Origin of the sequence: Actinacidiphila guanduensis, from assembly GCF_900103985.1 — a bacterium.
Lineage (GTDB): Bacteria > Actinomycetota > Actinomycetes > Streptomycetales > Streptomycetaceae > Actinacidiphila > Actinacidiphila guanduensis.
Genome location: NZ_FNIE01000013.1, coordinates 204,080 through 222,772, shown reverse-complemented (window position 1 = coordinate 222,772; position 18,693 = coordinate 204,080). Strand labels below are relative to the sequence as shown.

Below are 18,693 nucleotides of genomic sequence, written 5' to 3'. Positions count from 1 at the left end.
GCCCGCACCGCCCGGTCGCATAGGATCGGCGCGCCATGCAGACGCCAGTGACCTACACCAGCTTCGCCGCCGTCGGCGACTCCTTCACCGAGGGCATGTCCGACCTGCTGCCCGACGGCTCCTACCGCGGCTGGGCCGACCTGCTGGCGGGCCGGCTCGCCGAGGACGCCCCCGGCTTTCGCTACGCCAACCTCGCCGTGCGCGGCAAGCTCATCCGGCAGATCGCCGACGAGCAGGTGGACCTCGCCGTGGCGATGCGCCCGGACCTGGTGACGCTGGTCGGCGGCCTCAACGACGTGCTGCGCCCCGGCTGCGACGTGGACGCGGTCTGCGCCGTGCTGGAGGACTGCGTGGCGCGGCTCGCCCCGGCCTGCGGGCAGCTGGTGCTCATGCGGAGCCCGGTGCGGCGCGGCCCGGTCGCCACCCGCTTCATGCCGCGGATGCTCCGGTTGTTCGACGTCGTCGAGGAGCTGGCCGCCCGGCACGGCGCCCTCGTCGTCGACCTGTTCGCCGCCGAGGTGCTCACCGACCCGCGGATGTGGGCCGAGGACCGCCTGCACCTGACCGCGGACGGCCACGGCCGGGTCGCCGAGGCGGTCTGGCAGACCCTCGGCCGGCCCGCCCGCGCCGAGTGGACGGCGCCGCTGCCGCCCGCGACGCCGCTGCCCTGGGCCGCCCGCCGCCGGGCCGACGCCTCCTTCGCCCGCCGCCATCTGCTGCCCTGGATCGGCCGCCGGCTGACCGGCCGCAGCAGCGGCGACCACCTGCCGGCCAAGCGCCCCGAGCTGCTGCCGTACCCGGTGCCCGCGGACCCGGAGCGGACCGAGGCCGCCGCCGGCCCGGTGTGAGCGCCGCCGGGGCGCCCGTGAACAGCCGGTATGCTCTCCACACGTGACAGCCAAGCCGCGCATCCCCAATGTCCTCGCCGGTCGCTACGCCTCGGCGGAGCTCGCCGCCCTGTGGTCGCCCGAGCAGAAGGTGGTGCTGGAGCGGCGGCTGTGGGTGGCCGTCATGCGCGCGCAGCGCGACCTCGGCATCGAGGTGCCCGAGCAGGCCATCGCCGACTACGAGCGGGTCCTCGACCAGGTCGACCTCGCCTCCATCGCCGAACGCGAGAAGGTCACCCGGCACGATGTGAAGGCGCGCATCGAGGAGTTCAACGCGCTGGCCGGGCACGAGCAGGTGCACAAGGGCATGACCTCGCGCGACCTGACCGAGAACGTCGAGCAGCTGCAGATCCGGCTCTCCCTTGAGCTGGCCCGCGACCGCACGGTGGCGGTGCTGGCCCGGCTCGGGCAGCTCGCCGGGCAGTACGCCGAGCTGGTCATGGCCGGCCGCTCGCACAACGTGGCCGCGCAGGCCACGACGCTGGGCAAGCGCTTCGCCACCGCCGCCGACGAGCTGCTGGTCGCCTTCGGCCGGGTCGAGGAGCTGCTCACCCGCTACCCGCTGCGTGGCATCAAGGGCCCGGTGGGCACCGCCCAGGACATGCTCGACCTGCTCGGCGGCGACACCGACCGGCTCACCGAGCTGGAGCACCGCATCGCCGACCACCTCGGCTTCTCCCGCGCCTTCACCTCCGTCGGCCAGGTCTACCCGCGCTCGCTGGACTACGAGGCGGTGACCGCGCTGGTGCAGCTGGCCGCCGCGCCCTCCTCGCTCGCGAAGACGATCCGGCTGATGGCCGGCCACGAGCTGGTGACCGAGGGCTTCAAGCCCGGCCAGGTCGGCTCGTCGGCGATGCCGCACAAGATGAACACCCGCTCCTGCGAGCGCGTCAACGGCCTGATGGTGGTGCTGCGCGGCTACGCCTCGATGACCGGCGAGCTGTCCGGCGACCAGTGGAACGAGGGCGACGTGTCCTGCTCGGTGGTGCGCCGGGTCGCGCTGCCGGACGCGTTCTTCGCCTTCGACGGCCTGCTGGAGACGTTCCTGACGGTGCTGGACGAGTTCGGCGCCTTCCCCGCGGTCGTCGCCCGCGAACTCGACCGCTACCTGCCCTTCCTCGCCACGACTAAGGTGCTCATGGGCGCGGTGCGGGCCGGGGTCGGCCGCGAGGTCGCGCACGAGGCGATCAAGGAGAACGCGGTGGCCGCCGCGCTCGCCATGCGCGAGCAGGGCACCGAGCGCAACGAGCTGCTGGACCGGCTCGCCGCCGACACCCGCATCCCGCTGGACCGCGACGACCTGGCCGCCCTCATGGCCGACCGGCTCTCCTTCACCGGCGCCGCGGCCGGGCAGGTCGCCGAGGTCGTCCGGCGGGTCGAGGAGGTCACCAAGGCGTACCCGCAGGCGGCCGCCTACCGGCCGGGGGCGATCCTCTGACGGCCCTGACCGCCGAGCAGCTCGCCGAGGCCCGCGGGCGCACGCTCCAGGACGTCATAGCCCCGGGGCTGCGGGTGCTGTTCTGCGGCATCAACCCCGGGCTGATGTCGGCATACACCGGGCACCACTTCGCACGTCCGGGCAACCGGTTCTGGCCCGCGCTGCACGCCTCGGGCTTCACCCCGCGCCGCTACTCCCCCGCCGAGCAGGAAAGCGTCCTCGCGCTCGGCTTCGGCATCACGAACGTCGCCGGGCGGGCCACCGCGCGGGCCGACGAGCTGACGGCCGAGGAACTGGTGGCCGGCGGCCTGCGGTTGGCGGCGAAGGTCGAACGCTTCGGCCCGCAGTGGCTCGCCGTGCTCGGCGTCACCGCCTACCGGACCGCCTTCGGCGAGAAGTCGGCCCAGGTGGGGCCGCAGGAGCGGGAGATCGCGGGGACGCGGGTGTGGGTGCTGCCGAGCCCGAGCGGGCTCAACGCGCACTGGCGGCCTTCGGCGCTCGCAGAGGAGTTCGCGCGGCTGCGTGCGGCGGCTTTCGGTGGTTTCGAACCGGAAGGGCGGCCTGCGTCGCCGCCGGACCTTCCGGCGGTTCCCGGCTGATCACGCGGCTCCTCCCCCGGGTCTTCGCCCGGGGACCCACCAGGGCTTCGCCCGGGAGGTGCCCGCAGTGCCCCTGAACGGCCGGCACCCTGCCGCTCGGATGAGGGCTGCTGATCGAAAGGGTGCACGGATGCACTCGCCGCGGGGGGCTCGGGCGGGTACGATCCGCGACACGATGGCACTGGCTGGGAGGACACACCTTGGGGCGCCTCACCGGCGGGGATCCGTCCCTGCTCCGGCGGATCAACTCCGCGGTCGTCCTGCACGCGTTGCGGGGGGCGCAGACACCCACGCTCACCGAGCTGGTGCACTCCACGGGGCTGTCCCGGCCGACCGTCGAGGGCGTGATCGAGGGGCTCACCGAGTCGCGGCTCGTGGTCGAGGTGGCGCCCGAGCCCGGTGACGCCCGGCGGCAGGGCCGCCCCGCCCGCAGGTTCCGCTTCCACGCCGAGGCCGGGCACCTGCTGGGCATCGAGATCGGCGCCCACCGGGTGCGGGCGGTGATCTCCGACCTCGGCGGCCAGGTGCTGGACTCCCTCGGGCTCGACGTCGCGGAGTCCGCGGGCGCCGACGACCGGATCGAGCGGGTCCGTACCGTGGTCGCCGACCTGCTGCGCAAGACCGGCGTCGCCCGCAGCACCCTGTGGGCGGTCGGCGTGGGCAGCCCCGGCATCGTGGAGGCGAACGGCGAGGTGCGCCTGGGCACGGCGCTGCCCGGCTGGACCGGGCTGCCGCTCGGCGAGCGGCTGCAGCGCTCGTTCCGATGTCCGGTCCTGGTGGAGAACGACGCGAACGTGGCCGCCGTCGCCGAGCACTGGAAGGGCGCGGCGGTCGGCACCGACGACGTGGTCTTCGTGCTGGCCGGCCTGAGCCCCGGGGCCGGCTCGCTCATCGGGGGGCGGCTGCACCGCGGCTTCGGCGGCGCCGCCGGCGAGATCGGGGCGCTGCACCTGCTGGGCCGCGGGGTCACCCCCGAGCACCTGCTCTCGACCACCGGCACGCCCCTGCACCCCCTGGACGAGCCCGCGGTGGCCCGCGTCTTCGCGCTCGCCAAGGAGGGCGACGTGCAGGCCAAGGACGCGGTGGAGCGCTTCCTGCAGCGCCTCGTGCACGACGTGGCCGCCCTCGTCCTGGCGATCGACCCCGAACTCGTCGTCATCGGCGGCTGGGCGGCCGGCCTCGACGGCGTCCTCGACCCCCTGCGCTCCGAACTCGCCCGCTACTGCCTGCGCCCCCCGAACGTCGTCCTCTCCGCGCTCGGCCAAGAGGCGATCGCCACCGGCGCGCTGCGCCTCGCCCTGGACCACGTCGAGGAACAGCTCTTCGCCATCGAGCAGACGTCCCTGTCCCGCTTGTAGGCTGCCGCGGCCGGCGGGGCTGCTGTGCCCCGCATCTGCCCCGCGCTCGGGGCGGCGGTGCGGGGGCGAAGCGCACCGCCGTGCCGATGAAGCGCGCAGTTCTCCTACCGCGTAACGGGCGTGCCGGTCAGGACGCGCGGCGCTCCGGAGCGCTGTTGTGCAGCACCTCGAGGCCCCCGGAGTCACCGAAGGTGAGCCGGCACGTGTCGGCCCGGTACGTGGCCACCGAGGCCGCCGCGACCCGGCCGGCCGCGTAGTAGCGCGTGGTGACGACGAGGACGGGCGCGCCGGGGAGCCGGTCGAGCTGCTTCGCGTCCTCCGCGCGGGCCGAGCCGAGTTCGACCGAGCGGTCCTCGCCCTCCAGCTCCAGGCGGTGCAGCTCGGCGAGGACGGCGGGCGCGTGCGTCGCGGGGGTGAGCATGCGCGACAGGTCCGGCACGGAGGCGGCCGGGACGTAGAGCAGCTCGGTGGCGACCGGCTGGCCCTGCATGACGCGCTCGCGGCGGACTGTGTGAACGGTCTCGTCGCGCGCGACACCGAGCAGGGCGGCCAGCGGCGCGGGCGGTACGGCCTCGGCGCAGCCGACGGTGCTCCAGGCGTCGCGCCCGGCACCCGGCCAGACGTTCGCCGAGGGGCCCACCGACACGCCGATCCGCGGCGGCGCCACGGTGGTGCCGACGCCCCGCCTGCGCTGCAGCCGCCCCTCGAGCTCCAGCTGCTCCAGCGCCTGGCGCAGGGTCGCGCGCGCGACGCCGAAGCGGGCCGCGAGGTCGCGTTCGTTGGGCAGGATCTCGCCGACCTCGAACTCCGAGTCGAGGGCGTCGCCGAGCACCGTCTTCAGGTGCCAGTACTTCGGCTCCTGCACTGCTTCGAGCTGCGTGGTCCCCACCCTGTCCTCGCAATCGATGTCTGCCGCGCCCACCGGTCCGCCGGTGCCGGCCTGCGCCGGCCGCCGCGCGGCTTGTTGAGCCTTGTTTCGGAACCTGTGTTTATTAAAGGTCCTTTCAGTACCAGGACGATAGAGGCGCGGCGCGAACTTGGTCAAGACCAATCGTCGAACCCGGCCATGCCCGGCGGAACCGGATTCGTACGGAGTTCATACGATGTTGACGGGGCGCCGTACCGGCGTTCGTGATCTCTGCGGTTGTTGAACAGGAGTGGCACGTGAGGGAACAGGTCACCGTCATCACCGGGGGCGGCCGCGGCATCGGCGCCGCGGTGGCCCGGCGGCTCACGGACGAGGGGCACGCGGTCGCGATCGGGTACGAGCGGGCGCGGGACGCGGCCGAGGAGGTGGCCGCCGGGATCCGCTCGGCAGGCGGCACGTGCCTGGTCCACCAGGTCGACACCAGCGACGAGGCGCAGGTGGACGCCTTCTTCGACGCCGTGCGCGAGAGGCTGGGCCAGGTGACGGGGCTGGTCAACAACGCGGGGATCACCGGGCCGTTGGGCCGCTTCACCGAGACGCCGGTGGAGGTGATCCGCCGGGTGGTGGAGGTCAACGTCACCGGTGCGCTGCTGTGCGCCCGCCGGGCGGCCCGCGCGATGTCCACCCGGCGCGGCGGCAGCGGCGGGGCGATCGTCAACATCTCCTCGGGCGCGGCCACGTTGGGCGGTCCCGGCGAGTACGTGCACTACGCGGCGAGCAAGGCCGCGGTGGACGCGATGACGGTGGGGCTGGCCAAGGAGCTCGCCGAGGAGGGCATCCGGGTCAACTCGGTGCAGCCCGGGCTGGTCCTCACCGGCATCCACGCGGCCATGGGCGATGCCGAACGGCCGTGGCGCAAGGCCGAGTCGGGCGTGCCGATGGCGCGGCCGGGGCAGCCGGAGGAGATCGCGGGGCCGGTGGCGTGGCTGCTGTCGGCGGACGCCTCGTACACCACCGGCGCGGTGCTGCGGGTGGCCGGGGGCCTGTGAACCGGGCCGTGTTCGCGCCGTAGATCTTGACCTGGGCATGGCCGAAACCCGACGGTGATACGGGGTAACGCCGGGGAAACCCGCGCGCGCCCGCGGGGCGGCACAATCCGTGTGCCCTGCTTGGGATTTCGGACCGTACCGGACCGTGCTCGACTGCGCCGCGACCGTATCGAGGCCGCGTCGGGACCGCGTCGGACAACTTCAGAGGAGCGCCATGCCCGGAACCGTCGCCGACACCGCCCCCGCCACGTCGGCCCCACCGCCTGCCGGCGGCCCGCTGGAGCGCTGGTTCCGCATAGCCGAGCGGGGGTCCACGCCGATCCGGGAGGTACGCGGCGGCCTGGCCACGTTCTTCACGATGGCGTACATCCTCGTGCTCAATCCGATCATCCTGGGCAGCGCGACGGACAAGTTCCACCACCACCTGGCGCCGGACCAACTGCTCACCGCCACCGCGCTGGTGGCCGCGGTGATGACGGCGATCATGGGGGTGGGCGGCAACCTGCCGCTGGCCATCGCCGCCGGGCTCGGGCTGAACGCGGTGGTCGCCTTCCAGCTGGCGCCGAAGATGAGCTGGCCGGACGCGATGGGCCTGGTGGTGATCGAGGGGCTGCTGATCTGCGTCCTGGTCGCCACCGGGCTGCGGCAGGCGATCATGAACGCGATCCCGCAGCCGATCAAGCAGGCAATCAGCGTGGGCATCGGCATGTTCATCGCGTTCATCGGCCTGGTCGACGCCGGCTTCGCCAGCCGCATCCCCGACGCGGCCGACACCACCACCCCGGTGCAGCTGGGCGGTTCGGGCACGCTGACCGGCTGGCCCGTGCTGGTCTTCTGCGTCGGCGTGCTGCTCACGGTGGCGCTGGTGGCCCGGCGGGTCAAGGGCGCGATCCTGATCAGCATCGTGGCGATGACGGTGCTGGCGATCGTCATCAACAAGATCGCCGACATCCCGGACGCGGCCTGGGGCCTGACCGTGCCGAAGATGCCGCACAAGGTGGTGGCGAGCCCCGACTTCGGGCTGATCGGCCACTTCAGCCTCCTCGGCGGCTTCAAGGAGGCGGGGATCGTCACCTCGGTGCTCTTCGTCTTCACCCTGGTGCTCTCGGACTTCTTCGACGCCATGGGCACGATCGTCGGCATCTCCAGCGAGGCGGGGCTGCTCGACAGCAAGGGCCGGGTGCCCAACATCGGGCGGGTGCTGTTCATCGACGGCGCCGCGGCGGTCGCGGGCGGCGCGGCCTCGTGCTCGTCCAACACCGCGTACGTGGAGTCCGCGGCCGGTGTCGGCGAGGGCGCCCGCACGGGGCTGGCCAGCGTGGTGACCGGCCTGCTCTTCGCGGTGGCGCTGTTCCTGTCGCCGCTGGCGGGCGTGGTGCCCTCGCAGGCGGCGGCGCCCGCGCTGGTCGCGGTGGGCTTCCTGCTGATGGCGCAGGTCCGCAACATCGACTGGACGCAGTACGACGTCGCGATCCCCGCGTTCCTGACCATCGCGGTGATGCCCTTCACCTACAGCATCACCAACGGGATCGGCGCGGGCTTCCTGTCCTACGTGGCGATCAAGCTGGCGCTGGGCAAGTGGCGCGACATCCACCCGCTGGTGTGGGGCGTGTCGGTCGCCTTCCTGGCCTACTTCGCCATCGACCCGATCCAGCAGGCGGCGGGCGTCAAGTAGCCCGTAGCGGCGCCGACTCGGGACACGAGGGGGCGTGTACGGCGTCTGGCACCGCCCGGCGCCCTGCCGGAGGAGGGGGGACCGGCGGGGCGCCTGGACGGCGGCGGGAGCTCCGACCGGGACGGGGGCGCCCGGTCGGAGCCGCTGGCCGGACCGGCGCTGGGCACCGGCCCGTACCCAGACAACTCCCCCCACGGCAGGGGAGTTCCCGGCCGCCGGGAAAACTTCGCCGGTCTTTTCCGTGCCTGCGCCGGGCGCCTGCGGCGGCGGGGGCAGGGCAGGGGCGAGGCTTGGCGGGCCAGCGGAGGACCCGGCGGACCAGCGGGGCTCGACGGACGGGAGGCAGGCCCGGAGGGCGCGGGAGGCGGGCTCTTGCGGGCGGGGCGGCGGACGGCAAAAAGGTTGAAAGGGTAAGTTAACCGAGGAGAACGGCCCTTTACCGCGCGGTCATGGCCTGTTCGTGATCACGCAACACGTGTCGCGCAGAGTGTGTGTATGCCGCATACGACCCCTGCCTCCGCCTCCGCACGGCGCCGCCACTGGGGCCGCGACCTCGTCGAGGTCGCCGCTGTCTTCGCCGCCATGGCCCTCGCGGACTGCGTGGCCGACCTCGTGTCCAACGGCCCGGACGGCCTGACGCTGCTGATCGCCACCACGGTCGCCCTGCTGCTGGCCGCCTGCGCCCACACCTGGTGGGTACGCCGGGGCGGCCACCACCGTCCGCAGCCGCAGCCGGCCGCCGCAGAGGCCGCCGCGGCGAGCACCGTGGCGACTCCGGACTCACTGCCCGCCGACGGCTCGGACGAGACCGCGCTGTGGCGGCTGCGCACCACCGTGCGCGACACCCCCGGCAGTCTCGGCTCGGTGTGCACGGCGCTGGCCCGCAGCCGGGTGGACGTCATCACCCTCCAGACGCACCCGCTCGCCGAGGGCACCGTGGACGAGTTCCTGCTGCGCGCCCCGGCCGCGCTCACCGCGGCCACCCTCGCGCTGACCGTCTCCGACGCGGGCGGCACCGACACCTGGCTGGAGCGCGCCGACGCCCACGACCTGGTCGACACCCCCGTGCGGATGCTCACCCTGGCCACCCGCACCGCCCTGGACCCCGCCGAACTCCCGCTCGCCCTGCGGCAGATGTTCGGCCGCTGCACCATCACCTCCACCCCCGCCGGGGCCGCCGACGAGGCCGCGGGTGCCTCCCGTGAGGGCGCCGCGCCCACCGTGATGCAGCTGCGGGACCCCGCCGGCGGCACCGTCACCGTCCGCCGCGAGCACCTGCCCTTCACCCCCACCGAGTTCGCCCGGGCCCGCGCGCTGGTCGAGCTGGACGCCCGGCTCGGCGTCCGCAGGCCGACGGCCAGGGATGTGCTGACGCTGCCCGAGGGCAACGAGATCACCGTCCGCCGGGTCGGCCCCGAGGACCGGCCCGCGGCCCTGGAGATGCACGAGCGCTGCTCCCCCGCCACGCTGGCGATGCGTTACCACGGCCCGGTCGGCGACGCCGACCGCTACCTGGGGCACCTGCTCAGCGACCGCTTCGGCCGCTCACTGGCCGCCGAGACCGCCTCGGGCCGGATCGCCGCCCTGGGCCACCTGCTGTGGGACGGCGAGGAGAGCGAGGTGGCGCTGCTCGTCGAGGACGCCTGGCAGCGCCGCGGCCTCGGCCTGCTGCTCCTGCGCAAGCTGGTCGAACTCGCGGTGGAGGCCGGCCGGGAGAGCGTCTACGCCGTCACCCGCGCGGCGAACACCGGCATGGTGGCCACGATGCGCGAGCTGGGCCTGCCGCTGGACTACCAGGTCGAGGACGGCACCCTCGTGATCACCGCGACGCTTCCCCCGGCCGGGGAGAGCGCTGCCGCCCACCTGCCCTGGACAGTCGTGCGCCGCAGCGTCTGACCGGCCACAAACAGGCCGCGGACCGGCCGTACACAGGCGGTGGGACCGGCACTCCGCCGGCACCCGACCGGCGCCTGGGCCGCAGCCGGCCCGCTGCCGCCGGTGCGATGGCCGTCGTGCGGCCCGCGGTAAGGCGTGGCGTGCAGAACGGTGGTGACGGCGGCCGCCCCGCCGTACCAAGATGTCCGTATGCCGAACACCACCAGCACCTCGCCCCTGCCCCGCGCGGTCGCCGACGCCTACGTCGACGCGCTCGTCGCCCTCGACCCGGTCACGGGCACCTACCTCGGCGTCCCGGGCAGCGCCCGCCGCCTGCCGGACTACTCGCCCGCCGGCGCGCAGGCCCTGGCCGACCTCGCGACGGACACGCTGGCGCGGCTCACCGAGGCCGAGGCCCGCCCGGGAGCCGACAGCGAGGCCGAGCGGCGCTGCGCGCGGCTGCTGCGCGAACGCCTGGAGGCCGAACTCGCGGTGCACGCCGCCGGGGAGCACCTGCGCACGGTGAGCAACATCAACTCGCCCGCGCACAGCATCCGCGAGGCGTTCACCTTGATGCCCACCGGCACCACGGCCGATTACGCTGACCTCGCGGCGCGGCTGCGGGCGGTCCCCGCGGCGATCGACAGCTACCGGCAGAGCCTGGCCGAGGGCCTGTCCCGGGGGCTGCTCGGCGGGCCCTGGCAGGTGCGCACCGTGGTGGAGCAGGTCACCGAGTGGGTCGGCGAGTCCGGCACGAAGGGCAGCTGGTTCGCGGCCCTGACCGAGGGCGGCCCGGCCGAGCTGCGCGCCGAGCTGGACGCGGCCGCCGCCGAGGCCACCGCCGCCTACGCGGCTTTCCGCGACTGGCTGCGCGACACCTACGCCCCCGCCGCCGAGGGCGCCCCCGACACGGTGGGCCGCGAGCGGTACGCGCTGTGGACCCGCTACTGGCTGGGCGCCGACCTGGACCTGGACGAGGCGTACGCGTACGGCTGGTCGGAGTTCCATCGGCTGCACGCCGAGATGGTCGCCGAGGCCGGCAAGATCCTGCCCGACACCGACCCGTGGGCGGTGCTGCGGCACCTGGAGGACCACGGCACCGTCATCGAGGGCGAGGCCGAGGTCCGCGACTGGCTGCAGGCGCTGATGGACGAGGCGATCGAGGCGCTGGACGGCACGCACTTCGACCTGGCCGAGCCGGTCCGGAAGGTGGAGGCGTGGATCGCCCCGCCCGGCGGCGCCGCAGCCCCGTACTACACCGCCCCCACCGAGGACTTCAGCCGGCCCGGGCGGACCTGGCTGCCGACGCAGGGCCGCACCAGCTTCCCCGTCTTCAACCTGGTCTCGACCTGGTACCACGAGGGCGTGCCCGGCCACCACCTCCAGCTCGCGCAGTGGGTGCACGTGGCCGCCTCCCTGTCGCGGTACCAGGCGACGGTGGGGCACGTCAGCGCCAACATCGAGGGCTGGGCCCTGTACGCGGAGCGGCTGATGGACGAGCTGGGCTTCCTCACCGACCCCGAGCGGCGCCTGGGCCACCTCGACGAGCAGATGATGCGGGCGATCCGGGTCATCATCGACATCGGCATGCACCTGGAGCTGGAGATCCCCGCGGACTCCCCGTTCCACCCGGGCGAGCGCTGGACCCCGCAGCTGGCCCACGAGTTCCTGGCCCGGCACAACGGCAGCCCCGCCGAGGTGATCGAGAGCGAGCTGATCCGCTACCTCGGCATGCCCGCGCAGGCGATCAGCTACAAGCTCGGCGAGCGCGCCTGGCTGCGCGGCCGCGCCACCGCCCGGGCCGCCCACGGCGACTCCTTCGACCTCAAGGCGTGGCACATGGCCGCGCTGTCGCTGGGCTCCCTGGGGCTGGACGACCTGGAGGCGGAGCTGTCGCGCCTTTGAGACCCTGCCCGGAGAACGGCGTCCGGTACGGCGGGACGGGACGGCCGGCCGCTGTTCCCCGGATGTTCCGCGGACCGGGGCCGCGGCCCGGTCCGGGCACTGGGCGCCGGGGTGCCGGGCGGGGGCGTAGGGTTCCGGAGGTGGGGGCCCGCGCACCCGCCCGCCCGGCGGACCGGCACCGGGCCGGGCACGGCCCGCACCGGTCGGCCGTCCCCGTGCCGGCCGCCCGTCCAGTCCCGACGAGTCCGACAAGGCGGTTCGGTCCGATGACCCTGCACGCAACCCTCGACGCCGGCCGGCTGGTGCTGACCCAGGGCAGGCTGACCCTTCGGGAGCAGCTCCCCGCGGAGTCCGCACTGCTCGCCGACGGCAAGCCGGGCGGGCTCACCTGGATCGACGGCGTGCCCGGCGACGGCACGATGAGCGCGGCCTCGATGACGGTGGCGGCGGCCGCGGCCGGGGTGTACCGGCCGGGCTGGGGCCTGTTCGCCATCCAGCGCACCCAGGACCTCACGGCGCTGGGCGGCGTCGGCTTCCACGGCCCGCCGGACCGCGGCGCCGTCGAGATCGGCTACGACCTGTGCGTGTCCGCCCGCGGCGGCGGCTGGGCGACCGACGCGGCCCGCGCGGTGTGCCAGTGGGCGCTCTCCCAGCCCGAGGTGGTCGTGGTGCTGGCCACCACCGAGCCGGGCAACGCCCCTTCCCAGGCGGTCCTGGAGCGGGTCGGCTTCGAACGGGTGGCCAACCGCGGCGACTTGTGGAGCTACGAGCTGACGACGATGCCGGTGTGAGGCTGCTTGCGGCGTGACGGTTTGGCCGGCGGCCGCTGGCCGGGGTGGGCGCCGGAAGGGATGGGCGCTGCTCGAGGTGGGCGCCGGAGGCCTGACGGTGGCGGCCGCGGGACGGGGTTCGCCGCATTGCGGCCTGACGGCGGCGCCCTCGTGCGGGTTTGGCGGGCCCGCCGGAGGGCCGTAAGAACCGTGCGAGCCGCGGGAGTTGTGACGGCGGTGGCAGCGGGGCGGCTCAGCAGCCGCAGTCGGGCGCTTCGACGGGGGCGGTGAGCGGGTCCGGGTCGCGGCGGGCCGGGCCGTCCGCGGTGTCGTAGCCGAAGCCCTCGCGGATCCAGTACTCCATGCCGCCGAGCATCTCCTTCACCCGGTGGCCGAGCCCGGCCAGCGCCAGGGCGGCGCGGGCGGCGCCGTTGCAGCCGGGACCCCAGCAGTACACGACCAGCGGGCGGACGGGGTCGAGGAGTTGGGGGGCGAGCCGGGGGATGTCCGCTGTCGGCAGGTGGAGTGCGCCGGGGATGTGGCCCTGCTCGTACGCGGCGGCGCTGCGGGAGTCCACCACCGTGAACCCGGGGTCGCCGCCGGCGGCGAGGGCGGCGGCGACGTCCGAGACGTCCGTGTGGAAGGCGAGGGAAGCCGCGAAGTAGGCGGCTGCCTGCGCGGGTTCGGCGGCGGGGACGGCCAGGACGGCGGTGGCGGCCGGAGCGGCGGCGCCCGCGGTGGGTGCGGAGGTGCCGGAGGAGGGGCCGGCGGATGAGGCTGCGGAAGCGCCCGCGGAGGTGGCGAGAGGCGCGGCGGCGGAGGCGGGGTGTGCGGCTGGTGCGGTCATGCCCGGAAATCTACGGTCGGCCCATGCCGCGCTGAAGGGAAGATCCCCGGCGGCGGAGGGCTGCGGCAGGGCATTCCCCGGAATACAGTGGGGCATGACCGCGATATCCCTGGACCCCGTCGACTGGCGGCTGCTGGAGGCCCTGCAGCGCAACGGGCGGGCCAGCTATGCCGAGTTGGCCCGGACCGTCTCCATGTCGCCGAGCGCGGTGACCGAGCGGGTGCGCCGTCTGGAGGAGGCCGGGGTGATCACGGGGTACGCGGCCGTGATCGACCACGAGCGGATCGGGCTCCCGGTGCTCGCGCTGGTACGGCTGCGCTACCCGACCGGCAACTACCGGCCCTTCCACGAGCTGCTCGCCACCACCCCCGAGGTGCTGGAGGCCCACCACGTCACCGGCGACGACTGCTTCGTGCTGAAGGTGGCCGCGCGCTCGATGCGCCACCTGGAGGAGGTGACCGGCCGCATCTCGGGCCTGGGCCCGGTCACCACGAGCGTGGTGTACTCCTCGCCGCTGGAGCGCAGGCCACTGGTGCTGTGACGGTGGCCGGGCAACAGGCGCCGGGGCGGCCGCGGCTCAACTGGTCCCGGCGGTCCCGCGCATCCGCACGGTGGAGCCGTCGCGGCCCTTGACCAGGCGCAGTTGGGCGGGGATGCGGTGTCGCAGGTCGGCCACATGGCTGACGATGCCGACCGCCCGGTCCCGCTCGCGCAGCCCGTCGAGGACGTCGAGCACCTCGTCCAGGGTCTGCTCGTCCAGGCTGCCGAAGCCCTCGTCGACGAAGAGGGTGTCCAGGCGGGTGCCGCCGGCCTCGTCGGTGACCACGTCGGCCAGGCCCAGCGCGAGGGCGAGGGAGGCGAAGAAGGTCTCGCCGCCCGACAGTGTCGCGGTGTCCCGCTCGGTGCCGGTCCAGGCGTCCACGACCATCAGGCCGAGGCCGGACTTGCCGCGCCCGCCGGTGCGGGCGTCGGTGTGCACCAGTGTGTAGCGCCCGGCGGACATCCGCTCCAGCCGTACGGCCGCCGCGGCGGCGACCTGCTCCAGCCGCGCGGCCAGGACGTAGGTCTCCAGCTCCATGCGGTACGCGTTCTCCGCCGAGGTCCCCGAGGCGAGGTCCGACAGGCGCTTGAGGCGCCGCAGCTCGTCCCGGGCGGGGGCGAGTCGGCGTACCCGCGCGGTCGCCTTGGCGCCCAGGCGGTCCAACTCGCGGCAGCGGGCGGCGGCCGCGGAAGCGGCGGCCGAGGCGTCGCGCAGCCGCCGTTCGGTCGCGGTCTGCGCCTGTTGCGCCGCCGCGAGGTCGGCCGGCGGCAGGGCGGCCGCCGCCGCGGGCTCCTCGGCGCCGAGTTCGGCCGCCACCGCGACCTCCTCCTTCGCCCAGGCGGCCACCTGCTGCTCCAGCCCGCGCAGTTCGCCCGAGGGCAGCAGCGCGGCCTCTGCCTCCTCTGGCCCGGCGAACCCGGCGGATGCCGCGGCCGCGCTCAGCGCCGCCTCGGCCTCGGCGAGCCGCACCGCGTTGTCGGCCTGCTCGCGGACCGCCTCGACGGCCCGCTCCAGCAGGGCGATCCGCGCGGCGAGCCGGCCGCGGCGGGCCTGCGCGCTCGGGTGCCCGGCCCGGGCCCTGGCCACTTCTTCGGTCAACTGCGCGTACTGGGAGTCCAGTTCCTCCCGCCGCGAGGTACGGGCAGCGGCGCGGCTGCGCGCCTGCTCGCGCTGCGCGCTGCGGCGGTCGCGCTCCTCCTCCGCCCGGGCCAGCGCCCGGCGGGCCTCTGGCACGTCCGCGGCGGCGCGCTCGGCCTCGGCGTGCCGGGCGGCGGACTCCCGGGCAGCTTCGGCCAGTTCGCGCCGGGGGGCCTCGCCCGCGCGGGCGAGAGCGCCCTCGTGGGCCGCGGCGAGGCGGGACGCCTCCTCGCAGGCCTCGTCATGGACCGCCTGCGCCCGCTGGTAGACGGCCAGGGCCATCTCCTCGTCCGCACGCGTCACGTGCTGTCCCGCGGGATGGGCGGGCGCCGGGTGCTCCTCGGCGCCGCAGACCCGGCACGGCGAGCCGTCGACGAGTTCGGCGGCCAACTCGGCGGCGATGCCCGAGATCCGGGCCTCCCTGGCGTCGAGCCATGCCTGGCGGGCGTCCTGGGCCCGGTCCTTCGCCGCGCGCGCGGCCTCCTCGGCCCGCGCCAACCGCTCGGCCAGGTCGTCCCGTTCGGCCGCCGCGACGCTGCGGGCACGCGCGACCTCGGCCTCGGCACCGAGTGCGGCGGCCCGGGCGGCGGCCTCCGCACCGGCGTCCAGCCGCTCCTGGAGCCGGGCCCGTTCCCGCGGCCAGCGCTCCAGCCACGCCTGTGCCTCGCGTACGGCGCCCTCGTCGTCGTGCGCGTCCCGCTCCACTTCGCGCCGCCGGCGGCCCACCTCGGCCAGCCGCGCCTCGGCCTCCTCCGCGGCGGCGAGCCCGCCCAGCTCCTCCCGCACCTCGGCCACCCGCCGCGCGAGACGGCCGGCCAGGGCGGAGGCTTCGTCGGTGGCGGACGCGTCGGACGAGGAACCGGACACGCCGGTGCTGCCGCTGCCGCTTCCCGGCCGGTCGGCCGCCGCCTGTGCGTCCGCTGCCGCAGCACCACCCGACGCATCGGCGTCCTCGACCGACCGCGGGGTCCGACCCGTCCAGTCGGCCGACCCCTCGCTGGCCTGGCCCGCGTCCTCACCGCGGGCATCGACACCCTCGCCCGTATCCCCCGCAGCGAAACTCCTGGGCTGATCGGGCAACGTCCCCGCGTCCGTGGGACGTCCGGCGACATGGTCCGGTTCGTCGGCGCCCTCGCCCGTATCCCCGGCAGGGGCTTCCGCGGCCCGGTCCCCCAACGTGCCTGCCCGCGAGGGGCGTTCGGTCGCTGGGCCCCATCCGTCGGCGTCCTGCGCGGAGATGCCCGCCCGCGCGGTCGACGCCCGCTCCTTCGCCGCCCGTTCGGCGGCCTGGAGCGGCACCTGCGGGCCGCCGGCGTCCATCGCTGCGGGTTGCTGCGTTTCCGCTCGGGCCTGCGGCACCGTCGCGGCGGGTGGCGGGAGTTCGCCCGCGGAGTCCAGTGCGCGGGTCGCGGCGGACCGCGCCGCCAGGGAGTCCGCGTGCTGGGCTGCCGCCTTGTCGCGCAGGCTGAGGGCGGGCTCCACGGTCAGGGCGCGGTGGGCGCTGTCGAGGCGGGCCCGGGCGGCGGTGCGCGCGGGCTCTTCGAGAGCCAGGGCGGCTGCGCGGCGTTCGGCCTCGCGGTGGCGCCTTTGCAGCGCGTCCAGGTCGCGGGCGGCCTCGGCGGCGCGGCTCGCGGCGCGGTGGTCCTTCTCGGCGGCGGCGAGGGCGGCCCGGGCGATGGTGTCGCGCTCGCGGGCGTCCACCCGCAGCAGTGCCGCCTCCGTCAACAGGGCCTCGGCGAGGTCGTCTTCGGCCCCGCCGGCCCCTGTCCGGCCTGAAGCGTCCCCCGTCTCGCCCGCTGCCTGCCGCATGCGGGCGGCCAGTTGGCGCAGCTCCTCGTCCCCGGCGTCGAGCGCGCGCTGCGCCTCCTGCCGGCGATCGCGCAGCCAATGCTCGACGGCCCGGAAGCGCCGGGTGTCGAACAACCGCCCCAGCAGCGCGGCCCGCTCCACCGCGCTCGCCCGCAGGAAGGTCGCGAACTCGCCCTGCGGCAGCAGCACCACCTGGCAGAACTGCTCGCAGCTCATCCCGAGCAGCTGCCGGATCTCCTCGCCGATCTCCTGGTGCGACTTCGACAGCCCCTGCCAGCGGCCGCCGGTGTGCTCGCGCAGCAGCGTGACCGCCTTGTCGGTCGTCGTGCCGGTGCCGCGCCTCTTTGCCCGCAGCTGCTCGGGACGCCGGGTGATCTCCAATCGCCGCCCGCCCACGGTGAGTTCGAGGACGACCTCGGTGGGCGTGCCGGAGGCGGCGTGGTCGCTGCGCAGCCGGGTGGCGGGCCGGGCGCCGGGCACCTGGCCGTACAGGGCGTAGCAGACCGCGTCCAGGACGGAGGTCTTGCCGGCGCCGGTGGGGCCGTGCAGCAGAAACAGTCCTGCCGCCGAGAGCTCGTCGAAGTCGACGCGCTGGGTGCCGGCGAAAGGGCCGAAGGCAGTGATATCGAGGCGGTGCAGGCGCATCAGTCGCGTTCCGTCCCGGCGGCGTCGGCCCGTACGGCGTCGAACGCCTCCCGCAGGACCTCGCGTTCGGCGGGGTCCGGGGCGCTGCCGCGCACGTGGGCGACGAAGTCCTCGGCGATCTGCAGGTCGCTGCGCCCGCGCAACCGCTCGGCGTAGGAGGCGTGCTGCTCCTCGCCACCGCGCTCGGGGACGAAGGCCAGAGCGAGGACGTGCGGGAAGCGCTTGACGAGCGCGGCCATCGGCTCGTGCGGGCGCACCGCGTCGGTCAGCGTCGCCTCGATCCAGGCGTCGGTGTGCCGCTCCAGCGCGGGGTCGGCCAGCAGGTCGGCCAAGTGGCCGCGCAGCCGGGCGAGTCGGCGCGGCACCGGCGTGTCGACGCGTTCGGCGGCCACCTCCCCGCCGTCGCGGAGGTCGACCAGCCACATGCTCTTGCGGTGGTGCTCCTCGGAGAAGGAGTAGGCCAGCGGCGAGCCGGAGTAGCGGACCCGCTCGCTGATCGTCTGGCAGCCGTGCAGGTGGCCGAGGGCCGCGTAGTCCACGCCGTCGAAGATCTCGGCCGGCACGGCCTCCACCCCGCCCGCGGTGATGTCGCGCTCGCTGTCGCACGCGGCGGCGCCGGTGACGAAGGCGTGCGCGAGGACGACCGCCCGGGTCCCCGCGGGACGTGTGGCGAGGTCGGCCCGCACGCGCTGCATGGCAGCGCCGAGCACGGCGGTGTGGTCGGCCCGCGGGGCGGCGAACTCCTCGCGGACCAGGGCGGGTTCGAGGTAGGGCAGGCCGTAGACGGCGATGTCGCCGTACTCGTCGGCGAGCAGCACGGGCCGGTCGCAGCGGGCGGGGTCGGTACGCAGGTGGATGCCCGCGCGGCCCATCAGCCGGGCGCCCACGCCCAGTCGCCGGGCCGAGTCGTGGTTGCCGGAGATCATCACGGCGGGCACGCCGAGGTCGGCGAGGCGGTGCAGCGCGTCGTCGAAGACCTCCACGGCGGTCAGCGGTGGCACGGCCCGGTCGTAAACGTCCCCGGCGACGAGGACGGCGTCCACGTCGCGGTCCCGCACGGTCTGCACGAGGTGGTCCACGAACGCCCGTTGGGCGTCCAGCATGCTCACCCGGTGGAAGGACCGGCCCAGGTGCCAGTCCGACGTGTGCAGAAACCTCACCCGATCACTCCCGCCCGCGGCGCGCGTCCCTTCGACGCGGCCCGTCCGCGTCTCCGGTCCGCCGGGACCGGTCCCAACCCCGCCGCCCGCCGCCCCCGTGGCGGCCGTGTGCGGCGCTGAGGATTCTAGA

General features: G+C 75.1%; 14 protein-coding genes. 10 read left to right on the top strand and 4 right to left on the bottom strand.

From position 1 onward, the window contains the following. Positions 1-35: 35 nt before the first annotated feature. The 4 genes from BLR33_RS26675 (at position 36) to BLR33_RS26660 (ending at position 4,282) form a co-directional block, all read left to right on the top strand. A complete protein-coding gene (locus tag BLR33_RS26675; protein WP_093787158.1) occupies positions 36-848 on the top strand; it encodes an SGNH/GDSL hydrolase family protein in 813 nt (270 codons plus the stop codon). A 43-nt stretch (positions 849-891) separates the two neighbouring features. Next, positions 892-2,325, top strand: coding sequence for an adenylosuccinate lyase (gene purB, locus BLR33_RS26670; RefSeq protein ID WP_093787157.1), 1,434 nt, complete (start codon positions 892-894; stop codon positions 2,323-2,325). Positions 2,326-2,330: 5 nt separating this feature from the next. Beyond that, the gene (gene mug / locus BLR33_RS26665; RefSeq protein WP_176930507.1) at positions 2,331-2,924 is read left to right on the top strand and encodes a G/U mismatch-specific DNA glycosylase; all 594 of its coding nucleotides are present in this window, start codon (positions 2,331-2,333) and stop codon (positions 2,922-2,924) included. Between the two features lie 200 nt (positions 2,925-3,124). Continuing rightward, entirely contained in the window at positions 3,125-4,282 is a 1,158-nt protein-coding gene (locus BLR33_RS26660; protein WP_093787155.1) for an ROK family transcriptional regulator, read from the top strand. 127 nt (positions 4,283-4,409) lie between these two features. Here the strand turns inward: BLR33_RS26660 and BLR33_RS26655 are convergent, their stop codons facing one another. Then, entirely contained in the window at positions 4,410-5,171 is a 762-nt protein-coding gene (locus tag BLR33_RS26655; RefSeq protein WP_093787154.1) for a GntR family transcriptional regulator, read from the bottom strand. A 275-nt stretch (positions 5,172-5,446) separates the two neighbouring features. On the opposite strand from BLR33_RS26655, the gene BLR33_RS26650 reads away from it, so the two are divergent. From BLR33_RS26650 to BLR33_RS26630, 5 genes are all read left to right on the top strand, one after another. Further along, positions 5,447-6,199 (top strand): SDR family oxidoreductase, encoded by a 753-nt coding sequence (locus BLR33_RS26650; RefSeq protein ID WP_093787153.1) that lies wholly within the window; start codon positions 5,447-5,449, stop codon positions 6,197-6,199. A 214-nt stretch (positions 6,200-6,413) separates the two neighbouring features. Continuing rightward, positions 6,414-7,874: an NCS2 family permease gene (locus BLR33_RS26645; protein ID WP_093787152.1), complete on the top strand. Its 1,461-nt coding sequence runs from the start codon at positions 6,414-6,416 to the stop codon at positions 7,872-7,874. Positions 7,875-8,369: 495 nt separating this feature from the next. Continuing rightward, entirely contained in the window at positions 8,370-9,770 is a 1,401-nt protein-coding gene (locus BLR33_RS26640) for a GNAT family N-acetyltransferase (protein ID WP_093787151.1), read from the top strand. Between the two features lie 189 nt (positions 9,771-9,959). Further along, positions 9,960-11,654: a DUF885 domain-containing protein gene (locus BLR33_RS26635; protein WP_093787150.1), complete on the top strand. Its 1,695-nt coding sequence runs from the start codon at positions 9,960-9,962 to the stop codon at positions 11,652-11,654. A 266-nt stretch (positions 11,655-11,920) separates the two neighbouring features. Then, positions 11,921-12,445 (top strand): GNAT family N-acetyltransferase, encoded by a 525-nt coding sequence (locus tag BLR33_RS26630; protein ID WP_093787149.1) that lies wholly within the window; start codon positions 11,921-11,923, stop codon positions 12,443-12,445. A gap of 232 nt (positions 12,446-12,677) precedes the next feature. Here BLR33_RS26630 and BLR33_RS26625 read toward each other — a convergent pair whose 3' ends face one another. Further along, positions 12,678-13,271, bottom strand: a complete 594-nt coding sequence (locus BLR33_RS26625) for a rhodanese-like domain-containing protein (RefSeq protein ID WP_093787148.1) — start codon at positions 13,269-13,271, stop codon at positions 12,678-12,680. Positions 13,272-13,365: 94 nt separating this feature from the next. Here BLR33_RS26625 and BLR33_RS26620 point away from each other — a divergent pair, with 94 nt between their 5' ends. Continuing rightward, positions 13,366-13,812 carry an Lrp/AsnC family transcriptional regulator gene (locus BLR33_RS26620; RefSeq protein WP_093787147.1) on the top strand — a complete coding sequence of 149 codons (447 nt, stop codon included), beginning with the start codon at positions 13,366-13,368 and terminating at the stop codon, positions 13,810-13,812. A 36-nt stretch (positions 13,813-13,848) separates the two neighbouring features. On the opposite strand, the gene BLR33_RS26615 is transcribed toward BLR33_RS26620, so the two are convergent. Both BLR33_RS26615 and BLR33_RS26610 read right to left on the bottom strand, forming a co-directional pair. Continuing rightward, on the bottom strand, positions 13,849-17,403 hold the full coding sequence (locus BLR33_RS26615) for an AAA family ATPase (RefSeq protein WP_093787146.1): 3,555 nt from the start codon (positions 17,401-17,403) through the stop codon (positions 13,849-13,851). Next, positions 17,403-18,563, bottom strand: coding sequence for an exonuclease SbcCD subunit D (locus tag BLR33_RS26610; protein ID WP_093787145.1), 1,161 nt, complete (start codon positions 18,561-18,563; stop codon positions 17,403-17,405). Before BLR33_RS26610 ends, BLR33_RS26615 begins: the two co-directional genes overlap by 1 nt. Positions 18,564-18,693: the final 130 nt, after the last annotated feature.